Below are 22,362 nucleotides of genomic sequence, written 5' to 3'. Positions count from 1 at the left end.
GAAAAAGGCGGCCATGACCATGCCCCGGTGTCCACCGGTACGGCCTATATCCCCGCTCGTGCGACCCGCGCCGTCAGGAAACTTCGCACGTCGTTGGCTATGACTTCAGCGTCTCTGGGGAAACCTATGAAATTTCCTGAAGTCCGGCGTATTAGCCAGCGCAGACCAATAAACCAGATACCCGGTGCCGGCGAAGCTGCTCCTTGCCGCAATGGCGCCCCCAAGGAATCCGTAAGGTCATCACCAAGCCAGTGGAATGCGCCCCGGTAGCCAGTGCACCAAATGACACTGCCTATCCCAGCGGCACGAAGGTGAAGCTGCCGGGGCGGGTCGATCTCAATCGGCCGTTCCGCTGGGTCCGGTTCGGCCGCTGGTGCATCAAGCCCGTGAGCTTGGATGTGCGCATCGATCAGGCTTCGAATGTTCGCCGCAGAACGGTCTCCATAGGCAATGTTCGCTGCTGTGCTGCCGTCGAAAGTGAGTGTCTCCCCTTCGACGGCTACGAGTCGGCCGGTGAGTGTTGCACCTGCCTCGGACAGCAACTGCAGACTCATGTTCTGCCCGCGCGGCGCCAGCAAAGCCGGTACTGCCCGGACCAGCCGTGGGTCGGGCAGGTCCTCCGGTCGGTGCTCAAAGAAGCCTGCCTCGTCCAACCACCGGACCGTTTCTCTTCCCCGATAGTTGGCGGAAGCTCGACCAACCGGGCAGGTAGCCAGCCAAACACGCCTACCCGCCGCCAGTAAGTCTTCGGCGATCTGGGTTCCGGACTGTGCGCTGCCGACCACCAGCACTGCCCCTTCGGGCAGATCCGGGAGCTTCCTGTATGTTGCGGCATGGAGTTGGATGATGCGATCCGGCAACCGGTTTGCTAGCGACGGCACACGTGGAATGTTCTCGCCGCCGCTCGCAACCACGACGGTGCGGGCTTGAAGTTGGCCGGCGCTTGTGCGGAGGTTCCAGCGGCCGTGAAGCCGGGCCACCCCGACGACATCGATGCCCGTGAACACCGGTGCTCTGGAAGCCAGCACCTCAAGACGCCGAACCACCTCCGGTCCGGTAAGGTACGTGTCTGGGTCCTGATCACCCAACATGGTGTTCATGAACCCTGGGTTGTTGAGGTGCAGCGAATCCCAGCGCTGGGTCCGCCAAGTTTCACCTGGCCGAGCCCGTTCCAGAACAACGTGTTCGATGCCGAAGCCCGACAGCAAGGAGCTGGCGGCCAGCCCGGCGGGACCAGCTCCAACCACCACACAATCGATGACCATGACGTGCCTGCCTTACTAGATCTTCTGAGAGCTCCAGTGTCGGCCCGGGGTACGTGGCGTGTCAGGAACTTATGTTCCACCGCATCTCCTGGACCAGCCGCGCGGGGTCCAGAATGACGATTCCAGTTCTGTCCGTGTGAACAATGCCCTCATGCCGCAGCTCCCGCAGGATCCTCACCACAACTTCCCGGGCTGTCCCCACCGCCTCCGCGAGGTCACTCTGCGATGCTTTGATGACGAGCTCCGGACCACTCTCCAGGCCAGCCGCAAAGTGTGCAGACGCCCCTTCAGAGGCCAAATCGAGTAAATGCCGGGCCATCCGCTGCCGGACGCTGGCGAAGGCGTTGTCGGGAATCTGGTAAATGAAGGTCAGGACCCGCTGGCTGAGTTCTTCGAGCAGCGCAAGCGCGACTTTCCGGTCCTCATTTACCATGTGGCGGACACGTTCCGGCGACAGACTCAACAACTTGGTTGCTGTCAGCGTCTGGAGGGAAGCAGGCAGCGAGAAATCCGAAGCAAACAGCGATACTGCGCCGAGAAGTGATCCTGTTCGACAGTAGCGGATGGTCATGGTGCGTCCGTCCGGAGCTCTGACAAAGACTCTGACCACACCAGACACGACCAGTTCCAGGTGCGGATTCGTATCACCCTCGCGGTGGGTGACAGTTCGGGCCGGGATATCCTTGCGCTGGGCACCGGCGAGCAGCTTGCCCAGACTGTTGGGAGCGACCATATGAAGGTTGGAAACCTCAATGGCTTTTAAGACGTCAGCATCCATGGCCAGACAATGCACCGATCCTTGAGTCGTATCGGCAACGTGCGATTGACGGGGTCAGATGGGCATCAGGGCAATCCTCGCGGGATCTGTCACTCCGCTCGTCTTCGACCGGGTCTGCTCAGCGTATGGTCGTCCGGAAGTGACCGCAACAAAACAGATTCGTAATTGCTCCGCTGCTGACCCGAGTCGCGAAAAGGACCCGTCCCTTAGGGTGAGAGCAACCGCCTCTTGGATCTGCTAAATGAGGCAGTTGCCCCATGCCCCTGATGCGGCCCGCTCCTAAGCTCAGGACATGGAGAAAAGGAGGCGGCCATGAACACCTACCAGCCGCAGTCAGCAGCAAAGGCAACACCGACACTTGCCGACCTTCCGGAGGACGCAGCGGAGCATTTCGCCGGCTACGCCGTCCTTGGGTTACCTTTCAGCAGCGGCCATTACCTGGCCTTCCGGGATTTCCCGATGAGCTCCGTTGGCCCCGGCTACCGCTCCGTCTGGCACCGCACGCCCGGCGGCGAGTGGACGATCTACGCCAACACCGCACCGGAGTTCAGCTGCGCACGCTACTTCGGCGCGGCCGTGCAGCATACGGTGGAGACCGACGTCGACATCCAGTGGAGCGGGCCCTTCACCGCCGTGATCACCGTCCCGGGCGTCCTTGACTGGCGCCTCCAGCTGGGCACCTCGGCGGCCACCTCGATGCTGACCGCCATGGCCGTCCGGATGCCCGAAACGCTGTGGCGCAACGAACTGGTGCTCCGCGCCATGGGAGCATTCGCCGGGCCGCTGCTGAACGCCGGCAGGATGAAAGTCTCCGGCGTGGTGCCCAACGGGCAGACATTCCAGGCCCAGCCCCGGCAGTTTTGGGTGGTCACCGATTCCCAAGCCACCATCGGGGGTGAGGACGCGGGCAAGCCCGGTCCACTCGAGGTGCAGGACCACCTGGCGGACTTCTGGCTTCCGCAGCGTGGACTGTTCGGAGCCCGGGTGGGCGTGCGGTTCCCGTCCACCGCCCACCCCAGCGAGAACGTATCCGTACGCGCCGGGAAAAAGCAGGCGGCATGACGGCGGGCTGATCCCCTACTGCCCGCGGTGATGGCTTCCTAGAATGGCAGGTGTGAAGCAGTCACCGGCTGCACCCCGCCGCAGTGAAGTCCTGGCCGCGCTGTCCCTCGCAATCGACCTGGGCCTCGGGCAGCCGATGGAGCACATGCTGCGGTCCTGCCTGCTGGCTCTGCGGATCGCCGGCTCGGCGGGAGTTGACGCCGCGGGCCAGGGCAGGCTCTACTAAGCCAACCAGGTGGCGTGGATCGGCTGCCACGCGGATTCCTTCGAACTGGCGGCGCTGTTCACGGACGATATCGCCTTCCGCGCCGACTACTACAACCGCGACCAGCACGGACTGCCCATGTATGCCGGCATGTTCAGCCATGCGGGCACGGGCCTGCCGCCACTCGCACGCGTTGCGTACTGGACGCGTTTCGCGGCAACGGGCAGCGCTGCTGTGCGCGACATGATTGCCTCGCACTGCATCTCCGCCGGGGTGCTGGCCAGCAATGTGGGGCTCGACGGCGGCGTGGCAGGACTGCTTGCCCACACCTTTGAGCGGTGGGACGGCAAGGGCCTGCCGGAGGGAGTCGCTGGGCAAGACATCCCGCTGGAGATGCGGATCATGCACCTCGCGGATACGGCGGAGGTGTTCCTGCGGCAGGAGGGCGTGGCGGGTGCGGTGGCGATGGTGCGGGCGCGCCGCGGCAGCCAGTTCGATCCGGTTCTGGCCGGGCTGTTCATCGACCAGGCTGAGGCGCTCACTGAGGGACTCCTCGACGTCGACTGCTGGCAGGCGGCCCTGGACCTGGCACCCAATGACGCTCCCTTGTCCGGGCCCCAGCTGGACGCAGTGCTTTGTGCAGTGGGTGACTTCGCCGACCTCAAATCTCCTTACACCGCCGGGCACTCCCGCGCCGTGGCTGCCCTCGCAGCTGCCGCGGGCGAGGAGCGCGGGCTGGTGGCCGACGATGTGAGTGAGCTCCGCCGTGCAGGATGGGTTCACGACCTGGGCCGGCTGGGAGTGTCCAACCAGGTGTGGGACAAGAAGGAGCCCCTTTCCAGGGCGGACCAGGAACGCATCCACATGCACCCGTACCTGGGGGAAAGGATCCTCAGCCGCGTGCCCGGGCTGAAGGGCGAGGCGGCCCTGACCGGCCTGCACCACGAGCGGCTGGACGGGTCCGGCTACCCACGCGGGATCGACGGAACGGAGTTGGGGATCAAGCAGCGGATCCTGGCGGCTGCGGACTCCTACCATTCCTCCCTGGAACCCCGTCCGCATCGGGCCGCGCTAACGCCGGCCGACGCAGCTGCCAGGCTGCGGCAGGAAGTTTCAACCGGCCGGATCAGCCGTGAGGCTGCGGACGCCGTGCTCACGGCGGCCGGCCAGCAGCCCCACCAGCGGCCTGCCGCTCCGGCCGGGCTCACACCCAGGGAAATGGAAATCCTCGGCATGCTCTGCCGCGGAATGACGCCGGCCGAGATAGCCGGCAGCCTGTTTCTCTCACGCAAGACCGTCCGCAACCATGTGGAGCACATCTACATCAAGATCGGTGCAACCAACCGGGTGGGTGCCACATTGTTCGCGGTCAGGAACGGCCTGATCGAGCAGTGAACCGCCACTGCTCCGGCGCGCGGCGGCACCCGCCGTGCTTCCGCCGTAGCACAGAAAAGGAGGCCGACGACGACACTGGGTGTCGCCGTCGGCCTCCTTGTTGCCTCCCCGGCGGGCTAGGCCGCTGCGGAACTAGGGCTTTAAGCCGCAGGGAGCGTGAGGTAGCTGCCCTCGACAGTGTTGGCGGGGACAACGAGAGCGCCGCCCGCCGTGACGTAGCTGCCACGTGTGGAGCGGGACAGGCTTCGGCTGCCGGGAACGGTGACGTAGCTGTCCCGGCCGACGGTCACGCTGCCGGCGGGAAGGGTCACGTAGCTGCCACCGCGCGGGGCGGGGGCGGAGTGGTTGGTGGGGAAGGTTTTTGCGGGTCGTTCGGCCAGCGTAGTCATGGGTTCTCCTCGGAATTTGGAATGAGGGGGATGAGGGCCATTCGGGTTGTTGTGTCGCTCAAGCAGGAAGGGCGGTGGCGAAGAAATCGCATGCCCTGCTGGCCCGGGAATGTTCACCGGTGCGGCACTCAAGGGCGGCGGTGACCTGTACTTAAATTTACGCGCTTATTACGAGCTACTCAAAATAAAGTGGGCAGACTCACCAGCCCATAGGACCGCTGCCACAGGCTGCCGCACCCTGAACAAAAAAGAGGCCGTGCATCGGATCGGACCCGGCATCCCCGCGACGGGGCCCCAGACCGCGGTCGCCCTGGTCAAGATGGCGGAGCCCCGGATTCCGACACTGGCGCGCCACGCTGCGCTGGCCGCGGGAGGTCGCCGCGGCACCGGTCCCGCTCGACCTCACGCACGCCGAGTTCGTGAAGATTGTGGTGGCCGTGAACCACGGATTCCTGATTCTTTGGCTAAAAGACGAAGGCTCCGTCCCTTGGGACGGAGCCTTCGCCGTCTAAATCATTCCCGACGCCTCACGGAGCATCAGTCCAGCGCCCAGGCCTGATCCGCCCCACCCCCGTCAGCCTTCCTCCGGCGCCGCAGCACCACGATCAGGAAAGCGGCGCTGACCAGGAGCAATCCGCCCGCTCCGGCAGCCACCACGGGAAGGGCCACGTCGAAGGAAGCCTGCGCAACGACCGACTCATCGGGTGCACCGGCGTCAGGCATTGCTGCCGTCTCTCCCCCACCCGGGGCGGGCGCCGCAGCGGACGCAACAGGTCCGCCGTCGAGCACTGTCAGCGATTTGCTGTGCCTGTTCACCACCACCACGGACCCGTCCGCCCGTTCGGCAAGGCGCCCGGGATCGTCGCCCACCGCGGTGGTCTCCGGAGCAGCCGCGCCGGGGCGGATCACCGAGACCGAGTCGCCCAGGCCGTTGGTCACGTACACCGTCCCGTCGGCAGCGGCCAGCACCTCCTGCGGCGCCTCACCCACGGGAATCCGCCGTGCCACCGTGGTGCCGCCGGGCTCGATCACCGCAACGTCGTTGGTCTTGATGTTGGCCACGTAGACAGTACCGTCCGGAGCCACGGCAATCCCGTGCGGATGGCCCTGCAATCCCACGTCGATGGTGCGCGACGGCGAGGGCGCACCGGCCGGAATCACGCTAACGGTGCCGGCGAGCTCGTTGGCGGAGTAGGCCGTCCCGTCCTTGCCCACGGCAAGCCGCACCGGATATGGGCCGGCCTGGATAATCCTTTGCACCCAGGCGTCGCCCTGCTTCACCACGGACACCGAGTTTTCGTCCGGATTGACCACGTAGAGCGAACCCTCCGGCCCCACCGTCAGCCAGTGCGTTCCCGGGGCCACCTTTAGGACCAGGGAGACTTCGTCCGCGCCCGGGGCCACGATCCCTATCCCGGACTGCGCGCCGTCGTATTGTGCAACGTAAAGGGTCCCGTTCGGCGTCACGGCGACTGACGTGGGAGAGTTCCCGGTCCTAATGGTGCGGGACGGCATGGTCTCCCCCGGCTTGTAGGCGCTCACACCGCCGTCGTACCGGTAATCGCTGACATACAGGGTTCCATCCGGTCCGGACGCAAGGCCCACCGGGTCGCCGGAGACGGCAATCGTCCGGGTATCACCGGCGGAGGCAGGGACAGCAGCGACGGCGGCGGCCACCACCAGGGCGGCACCGGCCAGCAGCGTCCGGCGGGCGGCAAGCAGCAGCGAGGCGTGCAGGCGTGACGGGCTGGATGTCATGTAATTTCCCCCAAAATGGCGCCGATCCCCCTCGGCAATGCTCCGATCCTACCTGCGCTCCCGGCCAGACGTTGCAGTTCAGCGCGCAGTGACATTCGACCCTGTGTTCACAGTGCATGAGTGGGCGATTCTTCTAAAGAAGGAAAGTTTCTGCATATGAGAAAGTCCCCCGCACGGGAGCCTGGAGGCCGATTACATGGAGCAGTTGATCCCTTGGGCGATATTCTGCACCGCGGTCCTGGTATTTTGCCTCATCAAGCCGCCCGCGGCCCGGGTCTTCGTCGGGGTCTTCTTCATCCTCATGGCAATAGGCGTCAACGTCGTCCTGGGCTTCGCCGCCCCCGACCAGTTCGTAAAGCTCGGCACGGACAACGCCTTGATCCCCTTCTACGCCTGGGTGTTCCAGACTTTCGTCGCCCCCGCACCGCAAATCGTGGGGCTCCTGGCGGCAGCCGGCGAGACGGCCATCGGGCTGCTGATCCTCAGCGGAGGCAGGCGGGCCAGGCTGGGCCTGGTCGGTGCCATTATCTTCCTGATCGTCATCACCCCGCTGGGAGTCTGGACGTTGCCCAATCCGATCTTTGCCGCTGGCCTTGTGCGGCTGCTTCGGGAGGAATACCCACGAAATCTGTTGCGATTGCGCCCTACACAGCACCTACCTGTTACCCCGAGTGGACACGCGTAGCGGAATCAGCCGCTGCCGCATGGAAGAGGCATCCCTCATGAACTCCGCGAACCCATCGAAGGGCGCGACGAAGTTTCCGGACTCGTCATCACCACCCGGTCAAAGGGCGCATAGTTAGATAATGACGGGTCCTTACACCCGGGGCGACTCCTACAGCAGCGAGGCCTCCCGGAAACACATCAGGCAGTCGCTGGAGAACTACGGCGCAACAGAGATCATCTTCAGCCAGCGGGGCAGCCTGGGCGCCGTCGGATTCAAGGGTGACGGCAGGCAGTTCCGGGTTGTCATGCAGTTACTGCAGTCCGAGGGAGCCCTGGCGATCCGCGGAGACATTGCCGACAGCGCGCTCCGGGACGCGAGCGCAAAGGTACTGGAACGTGTGAACCGCAAATCCTGGCACGCACTGGCTCTGGCCATCGACGCCAAGCTCGGAGCAGCGACGGCGGGCATAGCCACCCTTGAATCGGAGTTCCTGGCCCATGTGGTTCTTCCCGGCAACCACACGGTGCTGGACCAAATCGAACCCGTCATTGCGTCTTCCTACCGGTCCGGCCAGCGTCCGTCCTTCGGCCTGTCCGCCCTCCCGCCCATAGCCAGCGGCCCGCCGTCGTAATTTACGACGGCGGGCCGCTCACCAAAGTGCCTGGCTCCCCTACTTCCCAGGTGCGCGGTACGCGGGCGTCTTCCGGGCGGCTTCATCGATGTCCTCCACACTCATGAGCGGCTTCAGGCGGACATTGACGTTCCCCGTCGAGTTGATCAGCAGCGACAGTGCTGCGGCGCTGGCATCATCGGGCACCTCGAAAACGCCCAAGACGTCGTAGTACCCAAAGGCGTAGTAAAAGCTTTCCAGCGTCCCGCCAACGGATTTCAGGGCCTCCGTCAGGGCATCGCGCCGCTTGGTGCCGCCTTCCTGCATGAGCCCCTTGATTCCGTCGCCCACATACGTTGCTTCAAACATGTACTTCGGCATGGTCTTTTCCTTCCTGCAACGGGGCGGGTGGCCCCGACACCGCTGAAAGTATTCCGGCGGCTGCAGGCAGTCAATAAGCCCGGCTACCCAATGTTCTCCCCCGTTGTAGTGGGCCCAAAGTAGGGCATTTCTCCCCTGTCTGCCGGCCGCCGCCGGGGCTAGCCTGACCCGCATCAGCGTCCACCGCCGTCGAGGAGTTGCCATGCCCGGGTTTGTGCAGATCATCGAATTCACCTCCTCCCGTATCAAGGAGATCGAAGAATTGGGCCGCCCCTCCAGAACCGGGGGAAGCACGGCGCCCAAGTTCCGCCGCATCGTTGCCACCGCGGACAGGGACCACCCGGGCCACTACTTCACCATCGCCGAGTTCGATTCCTACGACTCCGCCATGGAGAATTCCGGCCGGCCGGAAACCTCCGACTTCGCTGCCAGGATGGCCGCACTCTGCGACGGGCCGGTAATCTTCCACAACCTCGACGTGATGTGGGAGGACCGCGGAGACGGGGCGGGCAACGGCTAGGGGCATGGCTTTCACAACTCCCACCCAGGAACGGGGCGGGGCCGGGACAGACCTCGTTGCCGGTCTCCGCTCCCTGGCCGGGGCTTCACTGGCTGCGGTGGGCGGCAAGGCCTTCAACCTGGGCCGGCTGGCGGCAGCCGGTTTTCCGGTTCCGTCCGGTTTCTGCCTGCCCACCGCTGCGTACCGAATGGCCGCGCCCAAGGAACTGGACGGCATCGCCGCCCGCCTTGAGGGCGCAGGACAACCTGGCCAGGCAGACAGGCATGACCAGGCGGGGAGGGCCGGCCAGGCGGAAACGCACGACGGCGGCCGCGGACTTCCGGACGAAGACCGGAACCAGCTCGCACGGTCAGCCCGCGAGGCGATGGCGGCAGCGCCGGTACCTCACGAGGTTGAAGCCGCGCTCCGCGAGGCGTATGCCGCAATGGGCGGCGGGCCGGTGGCGGTGCGTTCATCAGCCACTGCCGAGGACCTGACCTTTGCCAGCTTCGCCGGGCAGCAGGACTCGTTCATGGACGTGGTGGGAGCCGACGCCGTCGTCCAGGCGTCATCTCGCACGGCGCGGTGGTGGCCCGGGAGTACGGCATCCCGGCCGTGGTGGGGGTCGCGGACGCCACCACCCGGCTGCGCGACGGGCAGGTGGTCGCCGTGGATGGGGCCGCGGGAACCGTCACGTGGTGACGCCAGCCCTTCCCTGCCGGTGACAGCCCGTGGAAGGTCGGGCGGATTAGGACTTAAGCCCTGTTTGGCGCGGCCGGTCCGGTCCTAGAATTAAAGCGCCTGCAGGTAACCATCAGATGACGCCGGGTTGTTCAGGACATGAGAATGTCCGAGCCTTCTCTTAGCGAGATCGCGAAGGTACCTGCAGGTTTTTATGTCTCCAGGCATGACCGCCCACGGAGCGGCCCGGAAGTGGACCACTGGAGCCCTTCACGAAAGCCGCGGGCACTGGTAAATGTGGCCCTTGCGGCATCGGAAAAGCAGGCGTAACACTGTTAATACGTTCTTCGAAAGAAGGACGGGAACGAACAACAAGGGAACCCTGGAACACACAGTGGAACTGGTCCACGGTGGTCTGCCGGTGACGAGGCAGGAAGCACCAGGATTTCCGCAAGTTCGGGAGATGATGTTCGTCATAACGGAATCAAACAGTCGAAGCCCCTTCAGCACTGCTGGTGGGGCTTCCCCTATTCCTGCCCCCTCGCTGTCGCGCGATGGGGCCAAAGGCCGTTCGGCCCTAGCGATCCCTGAGGGCCGGGGTGACGCTGGAACAGTCAGGCGTCGGGCTTTCGCCCGCGTGACCGGCGCTGACCCGCTTGCTTGAGCGCGGGCTCGAAGGACACTCGAATCATGTCAGTTGCAGGAGGGCGGCTCCCCGGACGCAGGCGGGCTGTGCCATTCGAAGGCCACCGAAGTGACGTCCTGCGCACCAGCCTCCTCGCCGGCGGGCCGCTCTCGTCGCTGCTCTACGTGGTGTTCACCGACGGCATCGCGGCGTCCCAGTGGGCCGGCTACCGCCGCACCGAACAGATGGTGAGCGAACTGTTCGCCGTCGGCTCCCCTGGTTACAGCGTCACTGCCCCATTCACCTGGCTCTACACGGTCCTGTTCACGGCCTTCGGGAGCGGCGCCTGGATCTCCGTCCGCGGCAACCGCGCACTGCGGATCGGCGCCGGGCTGCTCACCGCGTACGGGCTGTGGAACATTCTGGGTGCAATCTTCCCGCTGCGGCTCGGCGACGAGTCCTCCATTCCCCCGCACATCATTGTCACCAACATCCAGCTCGCCCTCATGGTCGCGGCCATGTGCTTCGTCGCCGCAGGTTTCCACGGCTGGATGCGGATCTACTCCATCGTCTCGTTGGTGGCCGCCGCGGCCGCCGGCATCATCGCGTTCATGGCAGCCCCGGGACCCAACATGGTGCTGGGGATCAGCGAACGGATCAGCATCGGGGCGTTCCTGCTGTGGGCTGCCGTCCTGGCGGTGGTGCTGTGGAAGCAGCCACGGCCAGTGCAGGCCGCAGACACCGGGGCCGAGAAGTCCTGACCGGCCAAACATCGCCTGTTTTTAGGCTGCGGAAAGCAGGCAAAAATCATTTCCCTCATTGGACAAAAAACTCTCAATTTCCCACTATCCTCGTTAATTCAGACTCGTCGAGGGGGAGGACATTCTGGTGTGTGACAACGCATTCAGGGAAAACAGTGGCTGCGGCAGCCTGGTGAAGCCATAGGACCACCAATGATCGAGCTGACAGTGGAATTGGCACAAAAGCTGAACCGGGCTGCCCAAATCCTCGGCGGGCTGAGCCGGGTGGCATCCAGGGACTGCACCTGGATCCGGAGCAGCTCCGATCTGCATGCAGAAATACTCAGGCTGCAGAGTGATTTAAGGGAGGCCGCCGCGAAGGTGACCGGCAGCAGCGATGTAAGCCTCCACTTGTCCCAGGCCCGCGCTGTGGGAACGGAACTGGGCACGCTGTTCCAGCCGGAAGATACCCAGGATCCGGCCATCGGACCATTCAGCGATCAGTAATACGTTGGCGGCAGCAGAATCATGGCGAGAACAAGGAATCCCAGAATCATTGCGACGATATTCGTGACGGACCGTTCGGCGTAGTGAAGCAGCCCGATCAGGCCCAGTACCATCGCCACAGCCGCTGTGGCTCCCCATGCGTGGCCGTAGGGAAGCACGAAGTCAGCAATCCCACGCCCGGGCTCATAGGCCATACCGATTGCTGTGGCGGCCAGGAGTTCGACGAGAAGGAGACCGCCGAACAGAACAGCCCAGCGTCCTATCCCTGTGTGCGGTTTGATCGCAGTTGCCATGTCAGTTCCTAGTGTCCTTCGAAGACGAATTCGGCGAGGAGCCAATAGAACGCCCCGGTTGTCATCAGTGCGGTCACCGTGAGGACCAGGACCGAGCGCTCGCGGTAGTACAGGACCGCAACCAGGCCCGAGGCGGCGGCCGGAGCCCACAGGACAAGGGTCAAGTCCGTCACCGTTCGGACCAGCACCGGGTCCGCGGCAACCGGCAGGAACAACGAAAGACCCAGCGAAGCAAAGGCAGCCACTGACAGGCAAAGCAACCAGATGCCCGACGCCGTCGTCGGCATGACCTTCATCCGCTGCTCAAGGACCTGCGAGACGGCCAACGAACCTGCCAAGGCGGACGCGACCGCCGTGGCCCCGCCGAGGAGAAACAGGGTGAAATTCTCCACAGCCGGTCCTGTCGCCGTCACCAGGACGGCAGTGAAAGCCAGCGCAAAAGCAACGCGCCCCAAGCCTGTGGCAAGCGCGTCCTCCAGCAGCTGTTTCCTGGAACGTATAGCAGCCAACGACCCGAGGACTATGGCGGCAGTGAGACTGACCGAGGCAATCGGTCCGGTCACTTTGTCAAGATCGGCGAATCGCCCGTCTGCCTCGGACCGGAAGAGCGGGGTTAGGTCAAGTAGGAGCCAAAACAGAACGAGGGACGCAACGGCCCAGCGCGCCAACGATGACCGGGGGAAAAATCGCCCTGTCCTTGGAGGCGCAGGAATTTGCACTGACGAAGTCATGGGAGGAGTATGTCCGATTCGTCCCACTCGGTACAGGGGGAAAAGTACTCGACTTTACTAAAGGATCACCCGGCCGGACTGGCCGGTACTCACGGCACCTCCTGCGAATTCAGGAAATGGCATCCCCGCCGTAGCCCTGCATTCCGCTCAGTGCCAGAATATTGCACATCCCGTTCACCCCGGATGCTGGATAGCCGGCAGCAGGGAGGCGAAGCCATGACGTTCATCAAAGGCCTGGGCGACGTGCAGCGGAGCGACATCGCCGCCGCAGGCGGCAAGGCGGTGGGCCTGGGTGGCCTCATCCAGGCCGGGCTTCCCGTCCCGCCAGGGTTCGTCCTCACCACCGACGCCTACTCGGCGTTCGTCAGCGATAACAACCTGGGGCAGGCCATCCAGGAACTGGCGGCCCTCCCGTCCGATGCAGCGCCGGAGGACTATGAGCACGCCTCCGCGCTGATCCGGACCCTGTTCACGAAAGGCGTCATGCCCTCGGCCATCGAAGCCGAACTGAAGGACGCCTACCAGCTCCTCGGCGGTGGTGACACACCTGTGTCCGTCCGCTCCTCCGCCACCGCCGAGGACCTCGCCTCCGCCAGCTTCGCCGGCCAGCAGGAAACCTACCTGAACGTCCGGGGTCTCGAAGCGCTGAGCACAGCCGCCATCAACTGCTGGGCGTCGCTCTGGACGGCGCGCGCCATGTCCTACCGTGCCCGCGAAGGCGTGCTGCCGGACCAGGTGCGTCTCGCCGTCGTCGTCCAGCAAATGGTGGAGGCCGAGGCAGCCGGGGTGATGTTCACCGCCAATCCCTCGAACGGCCGGCGCGAGCAGACGGTCATCAGCGCCGCGTGGGGCCTGGGCGAGGCCGTGGTCAGCGGGGCCGTCACCACCGATGACCTGACCGTGGACACTACCACCGGCACAGTCCTCTCCCGGCAGACGGCAGACAAGGAACTCATGACCGTCCCCACCGCAGACGGAACGTCCGAGCAAAAGGTGGCGGAAGCCCGCCGTCGTGCCCCTGTCCTGGACGATGCCGCGGCGGCCGAGCTTGCCGGCTACGGGAAAAGGATCACTGACCACTTTGGCGCGCCGCAGGACATCGAATGGGCGCGGGCCGACGGCCAGTTCTTCCTGCTCCAGTCGCGGCCCATCAGCGCGCTGCCCGAACCCGCCGCGGACGTCCCCACGGAATGGCCCGTCCCCTACCCGAAGGGCCTCTACTTCCGGGCGAGCATCGTGGAGCAGATGCCGGAACCGCTCTCCCCGCTCTTCGCCGACCTCATCGACGGCTCGGTGTCCCGCTCCATCTCGGCCCTGATGAACGACGCGCTGGGCCAGCACTCCCTGCGCGAGGGCGACGTCCGCTTCCCCACCGTCAACGGCTACGCCTATTACTACTACCGCACCTGGCCCATGCTGCGGATGACGGCCCGCACCGTCCCTGCGATGCGCGCGCTGTTCGGCGGAGACGCGCACATGGGCATCAGCGGCTGGCGCGACTATTCACATCCGCGCTACGAACTGATCATCAAGGACTGGTCCGCGAAACCGCCGGCCGGGCTTCCCGGCGCGCAGCTGCTGGCTGGCGTACAGGCACTCCTGGATGCCGGCACCGTGTACTACACGGCCGTCCAGTCCGTCATTCCGATGGCCGACATGAGCGAACTCGCCTTCCGGGGCTTCTACAGGACGGTCCGGCGCGACGGCGATCCGCCGGCCCAGGAGTTCCTGCTCGGCTTCGACAGCGAGCCAATCCGGGCGGAAAAGTCGCTGTACGACCTTGCGGGGTGGGCGCGGAACGATCCTGCGCTGGTGAAGGCTCTGCTGGAAAGTACGACGGCGGAACTCGCCGAGTGCCTGCGCACCGGTTCGGCACCGGCCGGCGTGGACGGTGCCATCTGGCAGGAATGGCGGTTCACCTTCCAGGAACATCTGGCCCTGTACGGGCACGCGGTCTACAACCTGGATTTCGCCAGCCCGGTGCCGGCGGACGACCCCACGGCGCAGCTGGAAACGGTGAAGTTCTACCTCCGCGGGCAGGGCACCGACCCGCATGAGCGGCAGCGGCTGCTGACCGAGCGCCGGGAGGCACTGACCCGGGAGGTGGCCGGCAGGCTGGGGCCGCGGCGGCGCGCGGCGTTCTTCCGTCTGCTGAAGTGGGCGCAGGAGACGGCGCCGGCCCGCGAGGACGCGCTGGCCGACGTCGGCCTGGCCTGGCCGCTGCTGCGGCGGATGCTGCTGGAGCTGGGCCGCCGGCTGGTGGCCTCCGGTGTGATCGCTGCCGCGGACGACGTGTTCTGGCTGCGGTTCCCGGAGCTGCAGAGCGCGGTGGAGTTCGGGCTGGCAGAGGCGGAGGCCGGCGTGGCCCTTGCCGGAGCATCCCGTCCCGTCCGTGCCGCCGCCGTCGAGGAACGCCGGATGCTGTGGCGGGGCCAGGCGAAGGCTTCCGCCCCGCAGATGCTCCCGCAGAAGGCGTGGATGGAGAAGGCATTCGGCTCGATGATGCCCGGAGGCCCCCAGCAGCAGGCCGGCGACGCGATCAAGGGGACCGGCGCGAGTTCCGGCAGGGTGACGGCGCCCGCCCGGGTCCTGAGGGGTCCGGAGGACTTCGGCCGGATGCGGCCCGGCGAGGTGCTGGTGGCCCGCATGACCACTCCCGCGTGGACACCGTTGTTCGCCATGGCCTCCGGCGTGGTGACCGATGTGGGCGGTCCGCTGAGCCACAGTTCCATCGTGGCCCGCGAGTACGGCATCCCCGCCGTCCTGGGAACGGGCGTGGCCACGCAGCGGCTGGCCGACGGCCCCAAGGTGACCGTCGACGGCGACGCGGGGACGGTCACCGTTGTCAAAAGCTGACGGCACAACCTCCCGCTGAATCCTGCGCCAGTGGGTTTAGTCCCAACCGGCAGCTCGCCGAACAGCCACCGCAAGCTCAACAGGTGGAACGTCTGACGAATCCAGTACCAGGTCATCAATGTCTGCAGCCTCAAGAACGTCCGAAAGAGTGCCTAGCCGATCCAGATGCCACACCAGTCCTTCAGGATCCTCCCGATGGCGGAAGTGCAGACGTGACTGAAGGACATCGGAACGAGCTACGAGACGGCAGACAAACAATCCATCAGAACCCAGCGCATCGATGTAGCGAGGTAATTCGGCTTTTTCCTCTATGACTCCTGCGATGATGAACCGTTTTGCGCCCGCAGCCCGGTAGTTTCGCGCGAGGCTTTTGAGATTGAGCAGCTCGAGTTCGTGGTTGAACCGATCCGAACTTGGCGCCGGCCTTAGCTTTCTAATTGAGTCGAGATCGATGACGGCGTGGCTACCGCGTTCAGCCGCGCTGAGCGCATCTGCCAGGGTCGACTTTCCGACGCCGACTGTTCCATTCACGAAGATCGAATCCATAGACCCGATCCTCTCAGGAAGCACAGTGGACTCGTTTGGCCAGGGTTCTTTGGAGGATCTGCAGTCCGGCGTTCAAGAGCCCGCTTGGCCATGGGCTTACGAGGGTGGAGGCCCTTCCGGCGACACCACGAGGCGCTGTTTGTAGGATCAACTGATGGTGACTGCGGTGCAGGTTGAAGCGTGGTGCCTGCGTGCATTGGGATCTGGCACGCTCGCAGAGGTGGACTCCGAGGCCGGCGGCCAGATGTCGCAACTGTTCCGTTTCGATTCCGATGAGCGAGGCCCCTGCGCGGTCAAGGTCCGGCCGGAAGGGTGGGAAAGAGTCAGCAGATGCCTTCAACTGCAGGCGATCGCCGCCGATGCGGGGTTTCCTTGTGCCCGTCCCATGACGGACGCGGCCCGGCTCGGCCCCGGGATGGTCGTTAGCGCAGAGTCTTGGCGCTCCGGCGGTGAGATGCACGTGGATGGAGACGTCCGGTTCGCTGATCGCTCGGCATCCCTCTTGGCCGACCTTGCAGCGATCCTCGAAGTGGAGTCCCCGAGGGGCCTGGGCGCGCCGCCGCCATGGATGTACTGGAATCCCCCGACACGCAGCTTGTGGCCGCCAAACCCGATCGCGGACGCGATGGACCAGGACCGGGTACCTGCGCACGTGAACGCGATTGCCCGTGCTGCGTCCAAGCGACTCGCCGCAACGTCTCTTCCTTTGGTCGTCGGCCACGGAGACTGGGAGAGCCAGAATCTTCGATGGAAGGATGCCAGCCCCTGGGCCGTACACGACTGGGACAGCCTCGTGGCACTACCGGCTGCAGCTATCGTCGGAGCAGCATCAGGGGCATTCACAAGCACCGCCGTCCCGACGCTTGCGTCCCTGGAAGCATCGGAGGAATTCATCGATTGCTATGAACGCACGAGAGGCAAAGTATTCACCTCAGAGGAGCGCGAAATCGCCTGGGCTGCCAGCCTGTGGCCGGCGCTGCACAATGCCAGAGGTGAAAGCCTCTTTCAATCGCCACCCACTGCACTGGAGGCACTCACCAGCCAAGCACCTGAAAGGCTTCGCCGCGCTGGTATCCGCTGAATGATCTTGAGCGGGGCCGCTAAAGGTCTTGTCGGGCACTGTGACAAGGGGCTGCCACCCTAGGACCAAATGGTTACAGCTCGAATCCGCTTCGCGACGCCAAATGATTACGCTGCCCTCGAGACAATCGAAATTACTGCCGCTCGGCTTCTCCTTGATTGGCTGCTTCCTAATCAGTGGCCGCCGGCGCAATCTCGCCCTTTGAGAGCATGAAGTCCGGATAGGTCCTCGTCGCCGAAGCCAGCGACGCAGGTCCTGTCGTGGGTTGCTTACAGCTTCCACTTGGCCTTTGACTGCGGTGGGCCGCAAGGGCCTTCCACCGGTGGGGGATCCCAGGGGATTGGGTCCAAGACTTTTTCGGCCACTATCATCTGGGAGGCTTCGTCGTACACGGACAAGCGCACGGCGCGGACTCCAACCCACAGGGATACGGCGCTGTCCTCTGCGACGCTATAGCGGTGTCCGGCACGGTAACCTGTGCAGGCCTCTTGGTCAGTCCGGTCTAGGCAAGTCACTTCAAACTCAAGTTTGCCGGTGACCGGAAGGGCTGAGAAGTCTAATTCCAGGGTGCTGAAGCGCATTGCGGAATCGCAGGATGCGGCCCCACAGCCGCTCACTAACGAGCCGACCAGTATCAAAGCACTAAGTGCATGACTTATCCCCCGTGTCATGCTTCACGATAACCGAACCAGCCCTGCTCGGCCTCCTCCGGCCAGTTTCAATGATTGTCCAGGTTGGCTGAGCGATCCGCTGTTCTTCCTTTTGGGATATCGCCCTAGTGTTATCGCTCTGGTCCTCGCGCGGATGCCCGGGCCCCCGACTTTGCGGGCAGAATATTTGGGTGAATAAGAACCGGCTTGAAGCTTTCAGCGACGGCGTTTTGGCCATCATCATCACCATCATGGTGCTCGAACTGCACACCCCGGAGGAACCAACATGGGCCGGGGTCGCCGCCATCCTGCCGACGCTGTTCACCTACCTCCTGAGCTTCGTGTATGTGGGGATCTACTGGAACAACCACCACCACATGATCCACCTCGCCAGCCGGGTGAACGGCGCCATCCTCTGGGCCAATTTGCACCTGCTGTTCTGGCTGTCACTGTTCCCGTTCACCACGCGGTGGATGGATGAGTCCGGCTTCCTGCAGATCCCCGTGCTGCTGTACGGGATCAACCTGCTGTGCGCCGCGATCGCCTACTTCATCCTGGAACGGCGGCTCATTGCCGTGCAGGGTAGGGACGGCGCCCTCGCGCGGGCGGTCGGGAAGGACTGGAAGGGCAAGGCCTCGCCGCTGATCTACCTCACCGGCATCGCCCTCACCTTCGTTCAGCCGTTGCTGGGCGTCGCCGCCTTCACCGTCGTCGCGCTCATCTGGCTGGTGCCGGACCGGCGGGTGGAACAGTTCGTCGTCAAGGCGCACGAGGACACCGCCGGCCAGGGCCACAGCAACTGAAGGTCATAGGCAACAGGCCGGCGCGAGAGGGCTGCAGCGCCCCGACGAAGGCGAGGCGCCGACGGGTTTTCAGGCCGCGGCGTTGCGGGTGAAGCAGTTGTGCACGTCGCAGAAGGTCATCTTCGGTGGTGCGGCGAATCCCAGTTCCATGCTCAGCGGCCCCATCGTGTCGCGGGCGAAGGCATCGAACTGCTCGCGGCTTTCCCAGACATCCGTGACCTGCAAGCCGTTATCGGTTGCTGTGGCCCAGTGGGAAATTGATCCCTCCGGACCAGGCCCTCCCGGGGTCAGCCCCATTCTCCTGTTGATCTCGTCATATTGTTCGAGCGTTGAACCATCGAACTCCATGATGATTGCTACCGCCATGATCGCTCCCCTTTTTTTCATCGTTGTCCGATTCCCGCGAAAAATGATTTGGCCGGCCTGCGGGCAGTCAAGACCAGAAATCAGACACGAGGGTTGTTTCCTCCTGCATTTCGGTGCCCTCCGTGACTTTGCCGTCGGCGATGCTGAACACGATAACCTGCCGCATATCCATGGTCTTGCCGTCTCGCTCCGCGTGTGAGAACTGGACGCCAACCGTATATCTGTCCCCCGCCGCCACGTCCTCCACCGTGACCCTCATCGAACCGTTGGACCGCGCATAAAGTTCGCCGAAGTAGGCCAGGATCGCGTCCCGGCCCTTCTTATCGCCGGACAACGGACCTGTGCCGCCGACATGCCAGACGGCGTCTTCAACGAACAGGTCCCGGAGCGTATCCATGTCGCCTGCGCTGAACGCTTCGTAGCCCCGCCGCACCAGTGCGGCGTTTTCTGGTGCTCCCATTTCGGGCACCTCCATCCTCCTCGCCGGATCCTTGCGAGGACAGATTAGGCCCGGGCTGGGGACCGGTCGAGGGGAACAGCACCCCACATTGCCCCCCTCTTTTCTGCGGCGCTTTACCTAGCAACCGGGGCGGGGTTGCTGGAAATGAAAGCGCGCGCTCATAGGGGACTTTCCGCCCTTTTCCGGGCCCACACCGCACAGGTATCTTGACGCGATGAGTGACCGCGAGGACTTTCTTCAGTGGGTCAGGACGACGCTGCACGACGCGGAAGTCGCCCTGCACAACGGAGACGCGAATCCGCGCCGTGCCCTCTGGTCCCACACCGAGCCCGTCAGCATCCTCGGGGCACTGCGCAACGCCTACGGGCTGGACGAAGTGGAGCAAAGCTTCAGGTTCCTGGAGAACAGCTTCTCCAACTGCTCGTCGTGGGAGCTGGAGCTTCAGGCGTGCGACGTTTCCGGGAACATGGCCTATACCGCAGGCATCGAGCGCATCTCCTTCCACAGGGACGGCAAGCCCACCAACCTCACGCTCCGGGCCACTCAGGTCTACCGGCGCGAGGATGGCCAGTGGAAGGTGGCCCACCGGCACGCCGATGTAGTGCCCCAGCAATAGCCAAGCGCTGCACATTCCCGCTCTGCCTGAGCAGCGCGGCTGCATCTCTGGGCTACTCTCCCATGCCTGGATGCACCGGCACGAAGTCCACCCTGTTGCCGGAGTTGGTCCGCTTTGCCGGAGCCCGGTTGAACCCTTTCGCGTCGAGCCCGTTCTTGGCCCGGAACTCGGCGAGCGCAGCGTCGTAGGCGTTGTTGAGGGTCTGGCCCGAGAACTCGCCGGTGGTGCCGTCATTGAAGGCAATCCTGATTCGGACGCTGGCCGGGTAGTGCCGGTTCATGCGGACAAAGCCGTCGGCGTCCTGCTGGAGAGTTATCCAGGGAGTCCTGCTTTCGTTGGTGGGAGGAGCAGACTCCAGTGTGGCGCAGACTCCAGTGTGGCGCACGAACCCGGCACGGCGGCACCCGTCCGGGTACCGCCGTCGAAATTCTTGGTTAGCAGTGAACGGGGCTGTAGAACGCAGCACCCCAGCTGGATTTGTCCGTTGAGTTCGGCCCAAAGCTCGCGTCCAGGGTGATGCACTGGCCGCCGACCGGTTGCGTATCCGTGTAGACCGGTCCCGCATAGTAGGAGTAATAGTCGTGCGAGATGTCGTCGGGGCCGTAGGACGGGTACCGTCCGATCATGTTCTGGCGGTACATCCGGACACCGTAGGTGGGGCCGTAGGCGTAAGCGACAGAACAGTTTTTCCGCGCCGTAGAGTTCCAGTACACATCGATGGAGCCGGTTTTGGTTCCGGGCTTTCCGTAGCGGTAGTCCTTGCTGTAGCTGGGCACGGTGATGGGGTGGGAGCCGATGTACGTGTATCCGGTGCCGCACGGGCCTGCGGCATCGGCGGGAAGCGCTGCGACCAGGGACGCCCCTGTCGTCACCCCAACGGCGACAAGCAGCGACAAGCCCTTGAGCTTCGGTTTACCCTTCGTGAATTTCATGATTCTCCAACGTGGTGAGTGGCTGGTTGCAGCTGAATGCTGCAGCGCAGGCTCATATAAGCACAACGAATAGACACAAAAAGACAGGGAACAGGATGGGGAGTCCTCCCCTGCCGGCGGCTACGTCCCGTTAACCTCCCCTCCAACTCGCCGCACCCATTGCGCAACCTGCCCTCCCTAGCGTGGACTGGTCACTCGCCGGCCACCCGCCGGCCCCGCCACCCCAGGAGGAACCACCATGCGCCACGTCCTGACCGCCGCGGCAGCCGCCGCCCTCATCGCTTCCATGGGGGGCCCCGCCGTCGCCGCCGAAGGCAACCCGGCCGGCACGCCGTCGTCGAACGCTGCCGGAACCGCCACCTCGGCGATCAAAACCAACGAGCGCAACGGCTCCTTCGATCTGCAGAGCCACCGTGGCGGCCGCGGCCAGTGGACCGAGGAGTCCCTGGCCGCGTTCGGGAATTCCCTTGCCCTGGGCGTGACGACGCTGGAGCTGGACACGCACCTGACCCAGGACGGCAAGGTGGTGGTCTGGCACGACGACACCATCCAGGCCAACAAGTGCGTTGACACCGCCCCTGCCAGCGCGGGTGATCCCGAGTTCCCCTATGTGGGCCGCCGCGTGGCCGACCTGTCCCTGGCCCAGCTGAAGACGCTGGACTGTGGCTACAAGCAGCTGCCCGGGTTCCCGGAGCAGGACGTGATAGAGGGCAACCGGATCGCCGAGCTCAAGGACGTCTACCAGCTGGGCCGCGACCGCAAGGCCGACAAGGTCCGGTTCAACGTCGAAACCAAGGTCAACGACACCGAGATTGGCGGCGCCGGCATGGAGTCGCTCACCCGCGCCGTGGTGGCGGAGATCGAAGCATCCGGCATGGCGGACCGCACCACCCTGCAGTCCTTCGACTGGTCCTCGCTGAACCTCACCAAGCAGATCGCGCCGGAGCTGACGCTCGTTGCGCTGTCCAGCGGCGACGCCTGGATGGGCGTGGGCAAGCCGGGTGCCAGCCCCAACCTGGGCGGCATCGACATCGACGACTACGACGGTTCCCTTCCCAAGGCGGCCGCCGCCCAGGGGTACGACGTCGTCTCCCCCACGTTCAGTTCAGTCACCCCCACGATGATCGCCGAAGCCCACGAACTGGGCCTGGCCGTCATCCCCTGGACCGTGAACACCACCGCGGACATGACCCGGCTGATGGACATGGGCGTGGACGGCATCATCACCGACTACCCCACCCGCCTGCGCACCCTCATGGAGGAACGCGGCCTGAAGCTGCCGAAGGCGTACCAGGGCTGACACCCTTCAACCTTTAAGGCACACAGCCGACGGCGGCACCCAGGCCTTGGGTTCTAGTGGTCGTTGCAACACCCCTTAGTTTTGGGAGTTGCAACGACCATGTCGTCTTTAAGCGAGGGCAGGACCCCTCGACGGAGCTATACCTCCGGGGAAAGGGAAGGGTTCT

Annotated in this window: 26 protein-coding genes and 1 pseudogene; 15 read left to right on the top strand and 12 right to left on the bottom strand. The window is 64.6% G+C overall.

Annotation, left to right across the window (positions count from 1 at the left end; genetic code table 11):
- Positions 1-44: 44 nt before the first annotated feature.
- Together ACETK3_RS20225 and ACETK3_RS20220 are read right to left on the bottom strand one after the other, a co-directional pair.
- A complete protein-coding gene (locus ACETK3_RS20225; protein WP_373993480.1) occupies positions 45-1,265 on the bottom strand; it encodes an NAD(P)-binding domain-containing protein in 1,221 nt (406 codons plus the stop codon).
- 61 nt (positions 1,266-1,326) lie between these two features.
- Positions 1,327-2,043: a Crp/Fnr family transcriptional regulator gene (locus ACETK3_RS20220; protein ID WP_373993479.1), complete on the bottom strand. Its 717-nt coding sequence runs from the start codon at positions 2,041-2,043 to the stop codon at positions 1,327-1,329.
- A gap of 312 nt (positions 2,044-2,355) precedes the next feature.
- Here ACETK3_RS20220 and ACETK3_RS20215 point away from each other — a divergent pair, with 312 nt between their 5' ends.
- From ACETK3_RS20215 to ACETK3_RS20205, 3 genes are read left to right on the top strand one after another with little or no spacing between them, the layout of a single operon-like run.
- On the top strand, positions 2,356-3,105 hold the full coding sequence (locus ACETK3_RS20215; protein ID WP_373993478.1) for a hypothetical protein: 750 nt from the start codon (positions 2,356-2,358) through the stop codon (positions 3,103-3,105).
- 52 nt (positions 3,106-3,157) lie between these two features.
- A complete protein-coding gene (locus tag ACETK3_RS20210) occupies positions 3,158-3,331 on the top strand; it encodes a hypothetical protein (protein WP_373993477.1) in 174 nt (57 codons plus the stop codon).
- Positions 3,332-3,340: 9 nt separating this feature from the next.
- Entirely contained in the window at positions 3,341-4,705 is a 1,365-nt protein-coding gene (locus ACETK3_RS20205) for an HD domain-containing phosphohydrolase (protein ID WP_373993476.1), read from the top strand.
- Between the two features lie 140 nt (positions 4,706-4,845).
- Here the strand turns inward: ACETK3_RS20205 and ACETK3_RS20200 are convergent, their stop codons facing one another.
- Both ACETK3_RS20200 and ACETK3_RS20195 read right to left on the bottom strand, forming a co-directional pair.
- The gene (locus tag ACETK3_RS20200; protein ID WP_373993475.1) at positions 4,846-5,094 is read right to left on the bottom strand and encodes a hypothetical protein; all 249 of its coding nucleotides are present in this window, start codon (positions 5,092-5,094) and stop codon (positions 4,846-4,848) included.
- Positions 5,095-5,631: 537 nt separating this feature from the next.
- Positions 5,632-6,852 (bottom strand): hypothetical protein, encoded by a 1,221-nt coding sequence (locus ACETK3_RS20195; RefSeq protein ID WP_373993474.1) that lies wholly within the window; start codon positions 6,850-6,852, stop codon positions 5,632-5,634.
- A gap of 196 nt (positions 6,853-7,048) precedes the next feature.
- Here ACETK3_RS20195 and ACETK3_RS20190 point away from each other — a divergent pair, with 196 nt between their 5' ends.
- Positions 7,049-7,537, top strand: a complete 489-nt coding sequence (locus ACETK3_RS20190) for a hypothetical protein (RefSeq protein WP_373993473.1) — start codon at positions 7,049-7,051, stop codon at positions 7,535-7,537.
- A gap of 121 nt (positions 7,538-7,658) precedes the next feature.
- Positions 7,659-8,150 carry a hypothetical protein gene (locus tag ACETK3_RS20185; RefSeq protein WP_236821455.1) on the top strand — a complete coding sequence of 164 codons (492 nt, stop codon included), beginning with the start codon at positions 7,659-7,661 and terminating at the stop codon, positions 8,148-8,150.
- Positions 8,151-8,189: 39 nt separating this feature from the next.
- On the opposite strand, the gene ACETK3_RS20180 is transcribed toward ACETK3_RS20185, so the two are convergent.
- Positions 8,190-8,510 (bottom strand): GYD domain-containing protein, encoded by a 321-nt coding sequence (locus ACETK3_RS20180; RefSeq protein WP_236801362.1) that lies wholly within the window; start codon positions 8,508-8,510, stop codon positions 8,190-8,192.
- A gap of 202 nt (positions 8,511-8,712) precedes the next feature.
- Between ACETK3_RS20180 and ACETK3_RS20175 the strand changes: the two genes are divergently transcribed.
- The 5 genes and pseudogenes from ACETK3_RS20175 to ACETK3_RS20155 all read left to right on the top strand — a co-directional run bounded on the left by ACETK3_RS20175 (position 8,713) and on the right by ACETK3_RS20155 (position 11,562).
- Positions 8,713-9,030 carry a hypothetical protein gene (locus ACETK3_RS20175; RefSeq protein ID WP_373993472.1) on the top strand — a complete coding sequence of 106 codons (318 nt, stop codon included), beginning with the start codon at positions 8,713-8,715 and terminating at the stop codon, positions 9,028-9,030.
- 4 nt (positions 9,031-9,034) lie between these two features.
- A pseudogene (locus tag ACETK3_RS20170) lies at positions 9,035-9,526 on the top strand (PEP/pyruvate-binding domain-containing protein); the annotation flags it as partial.
- Entirely contained in the window at positions 9,484-9,711 is a 228-nt protein-coding gene (locus ACETK3_RS20165; RefSeq protein ID WP_373993489.1) for a PEP-utilizing enzyme, read from the top strand. The pseudogene ACETK3_RS20170 and the gene ACETK3_RS20165, both read left to right, overlap by 43 nt.
- 669 nt (positions 9,712-10,380) lie before the next feature.
- On the top strand, positions 10,381-11,076 hold the full coding sequence (locus ACETK3_RS20160; protein ID WP_373993471.1) for a DUF998 domain-containing protein: 696 nt from the start codon (positions 10,381-10,383) through the stop codon (positions 11,074-11,076).
- Between the two features lie 192 nt (positions 11,077-11,268).
- Entirely contained in the window at positions 11,269-11,562 is a 294-nt protein-coding gene (locus tag ACETK3_RS20155) for a hypothetical protein (protein WP_373993470.1), read from the top strand.
- On the opposite strand, the gene ACETK3_RS20150 is transcribed toward ACETK3_RS20155, so the two are convergent.
- Together ACETK3_RS20150 and ACETK3_RS20145 are read right to left on the bottom strand one after the other, a co-directional pair.
- Positions 11,556-11,855, bottom strand: a complete 300-nt coding sequence (locus ACETK3_RS20150; protein WP_236801356.1) for a hypothetical protein — start codon at positions 11,853-11,855, stop codon at positions 11,556-11,558. The two genes, ACETK3_RS20155 and ACETK3_RS20150, sit on opposite strands and share 7 nt — an antisense overlap.
- A gap of 8 nt (positions 11,856-11,863) precedes the next feature.
- Positions 11,864-12,418, bottom strand: a complete 555-nt coding sequence (locus ACETK3_RS20145) for a hypothetical protein (RefSeq protein WP_236801355.1) — start codon at positions 12,416-12,418, stop codon at positions 11,864-11,866.
- Between the two features lie 384 nt (positions 12,419-12,802).
- Between ACETK3_RS20145 and ACETK3_RS20140 the strand changes: the two genes are divergently transcribed.
- Entirely contained in the window at positions 12,803-15,442 is a 2,640-nt protein-coding gene (locus tag ACETK3_RS20140) for a PEP/pyruvate-binding domain-containing protein (protein ID WP_373993469.1), read from the top strand.
- A 36-nt stretch (positions 15,443-15,478) separates the two neighbouring features.
- Here ACETK3_RS20140 and ACETK3_RS20135 read toward each other — a convergent pair whose 3' ends face one another.
- Positions 15,479-15,988 (bottom strand): AAA family ATPase, encoded by a 510-nt coding sequence (locus ACETK3_RS20135; RefSeq protein WP_237429988.1) that lies wholly within the window; start codon positions 15,986-15,988, stop codon positions 15,479-15,481.
- A 154-nt stretch (positions 15,989-16,142) separates the two neighbouring features.
- On the opposite strand from ACETK3_RS20135, the gene ACETK3_RS20130 reads away from it, so the two are divergent.
- Positions 16,143-17,069: a phosphotransferase gene (locus ACETK3_RS20130; protein ID WP_237429987.1), complete on the top strand. Its 927-nt coding sequence runs from the start codon at positions 16,143-16,145 to the stop codon at positions 17,067-17,069.
- A gap of 841 nt (positions 17,070-17,910) precedes the next feature.
- Positions 17,911-18,522, top strand: coding sequence for a TMEM175 family protein (locus ACETK3_RS20125; protein WP_236821447.1), 612 nt, complete (start codon positions 17,911-17,913; stop codon positions 18,520-18,522).
- A 69-nt stretch (positions 18,523-18,591) separates the two neighbouring features.
- Here ACETK3_RS20125 and ACETK3_RS20120 read toward each other — a convergent pair whose 3' ends face one another.
- Together ACETK3_RS20120 and ACETK3_RS20115 are read right to left on the bottom strand one after the other, a co-directional pair.
- The gene (locus ACETK3_RS20120) at positions 18,592-18,888 is read right to left on the bottom strand and encodes a hypothetical protein (protein WP_373993468.1); all 297 of its coding nucleotides are present in this window, start codon (positions 18,886-18,888) and stop codon (positions 18,592-18,594) included.
- Positions 18,889-18,955: 67 nt separating this feature from the next.
- A complete protein-coding gene (locus tag ACETK3_RS20115) occupies positions 18,956-19,348 on the bottom strand; it encodes a nuclear transport factor 2 family protein (protein ID WP_236821446.1) in 393 nt (130 codons plus the stop codon).
- A 214-nt stretch (positions 19,349-19,562) separates the two neighbouring features.
- On the opposite strand from ACETK3_RS20115, the gene ACETK3_RS20110 reads away from it, so the two are divergent.
- Positions 19,563-19,964, top strand: a complete 402-nt coding sequence (locus ACETK3_RS20110; protein WP_236821445.1) for a nuclear transport factor 2 family protein — start codon at positions 19,563-19,565, stop codon at positions 19,962-19,964.
- Positions 19,965-20,016: 52 nt separating this feature from the next.
- Here the strand turns inward: ACETK3_RS20110 and ACETK3_RS20105 are convergent, their stop codons facing one another.
- Entirely contained in the window at positions 20,017-20,244 is a 228-nt protein-coding gene (locus tag ACETK3_RS20105) for a hypothetical protein (protein ID WP_237430476.1), read from the bottom strand.
- 154 nt (positions 20,245-20,398) lie between these two features.
- Positions 20,399-20,896, bottom strand: a complete 498-nt coding sequence (locus tag ACETK3_RS20100; protein WP_236821443.1) for a hypothetical protein — start codon at positions 20,894-20,896, stop codon at positions 20,399-20,401.
- Between the two features lie 238 nt (positions 20,897-21,134).
- Between ACETK3_RS20100 and ACETK3_RS20095 the strand changes: the two genes are divergently transcribed.
- Complete coding sequence (locus ACETK3_RS20095; RefSeq protein ID WP_236821442.1) at positions 21,135-22,196, top strand: glycerophosphodiester phosphodiesterase family protein; 1,062 nt, start codon at positions 21,135-21,137, stop codon at positions 22,194-22,196.
- Positions 22,197-22,362: the final 166 nt, after the last annotated feature.

Origin of the sequence: Arthrobacter sp. E44 (assembly GCF_041877125.1) — a bacterium.
Lineage (GTDB): Bacteria > Actinomycetota > Actinomycetes > Actinomycetales > Micrococcaceae > Arthrobacter.
The sequence above is the reverse complement of the archived record's forward strand: the minus strand, read 5'-3'. Positions and strand labels throughout refer to the sequence as shown.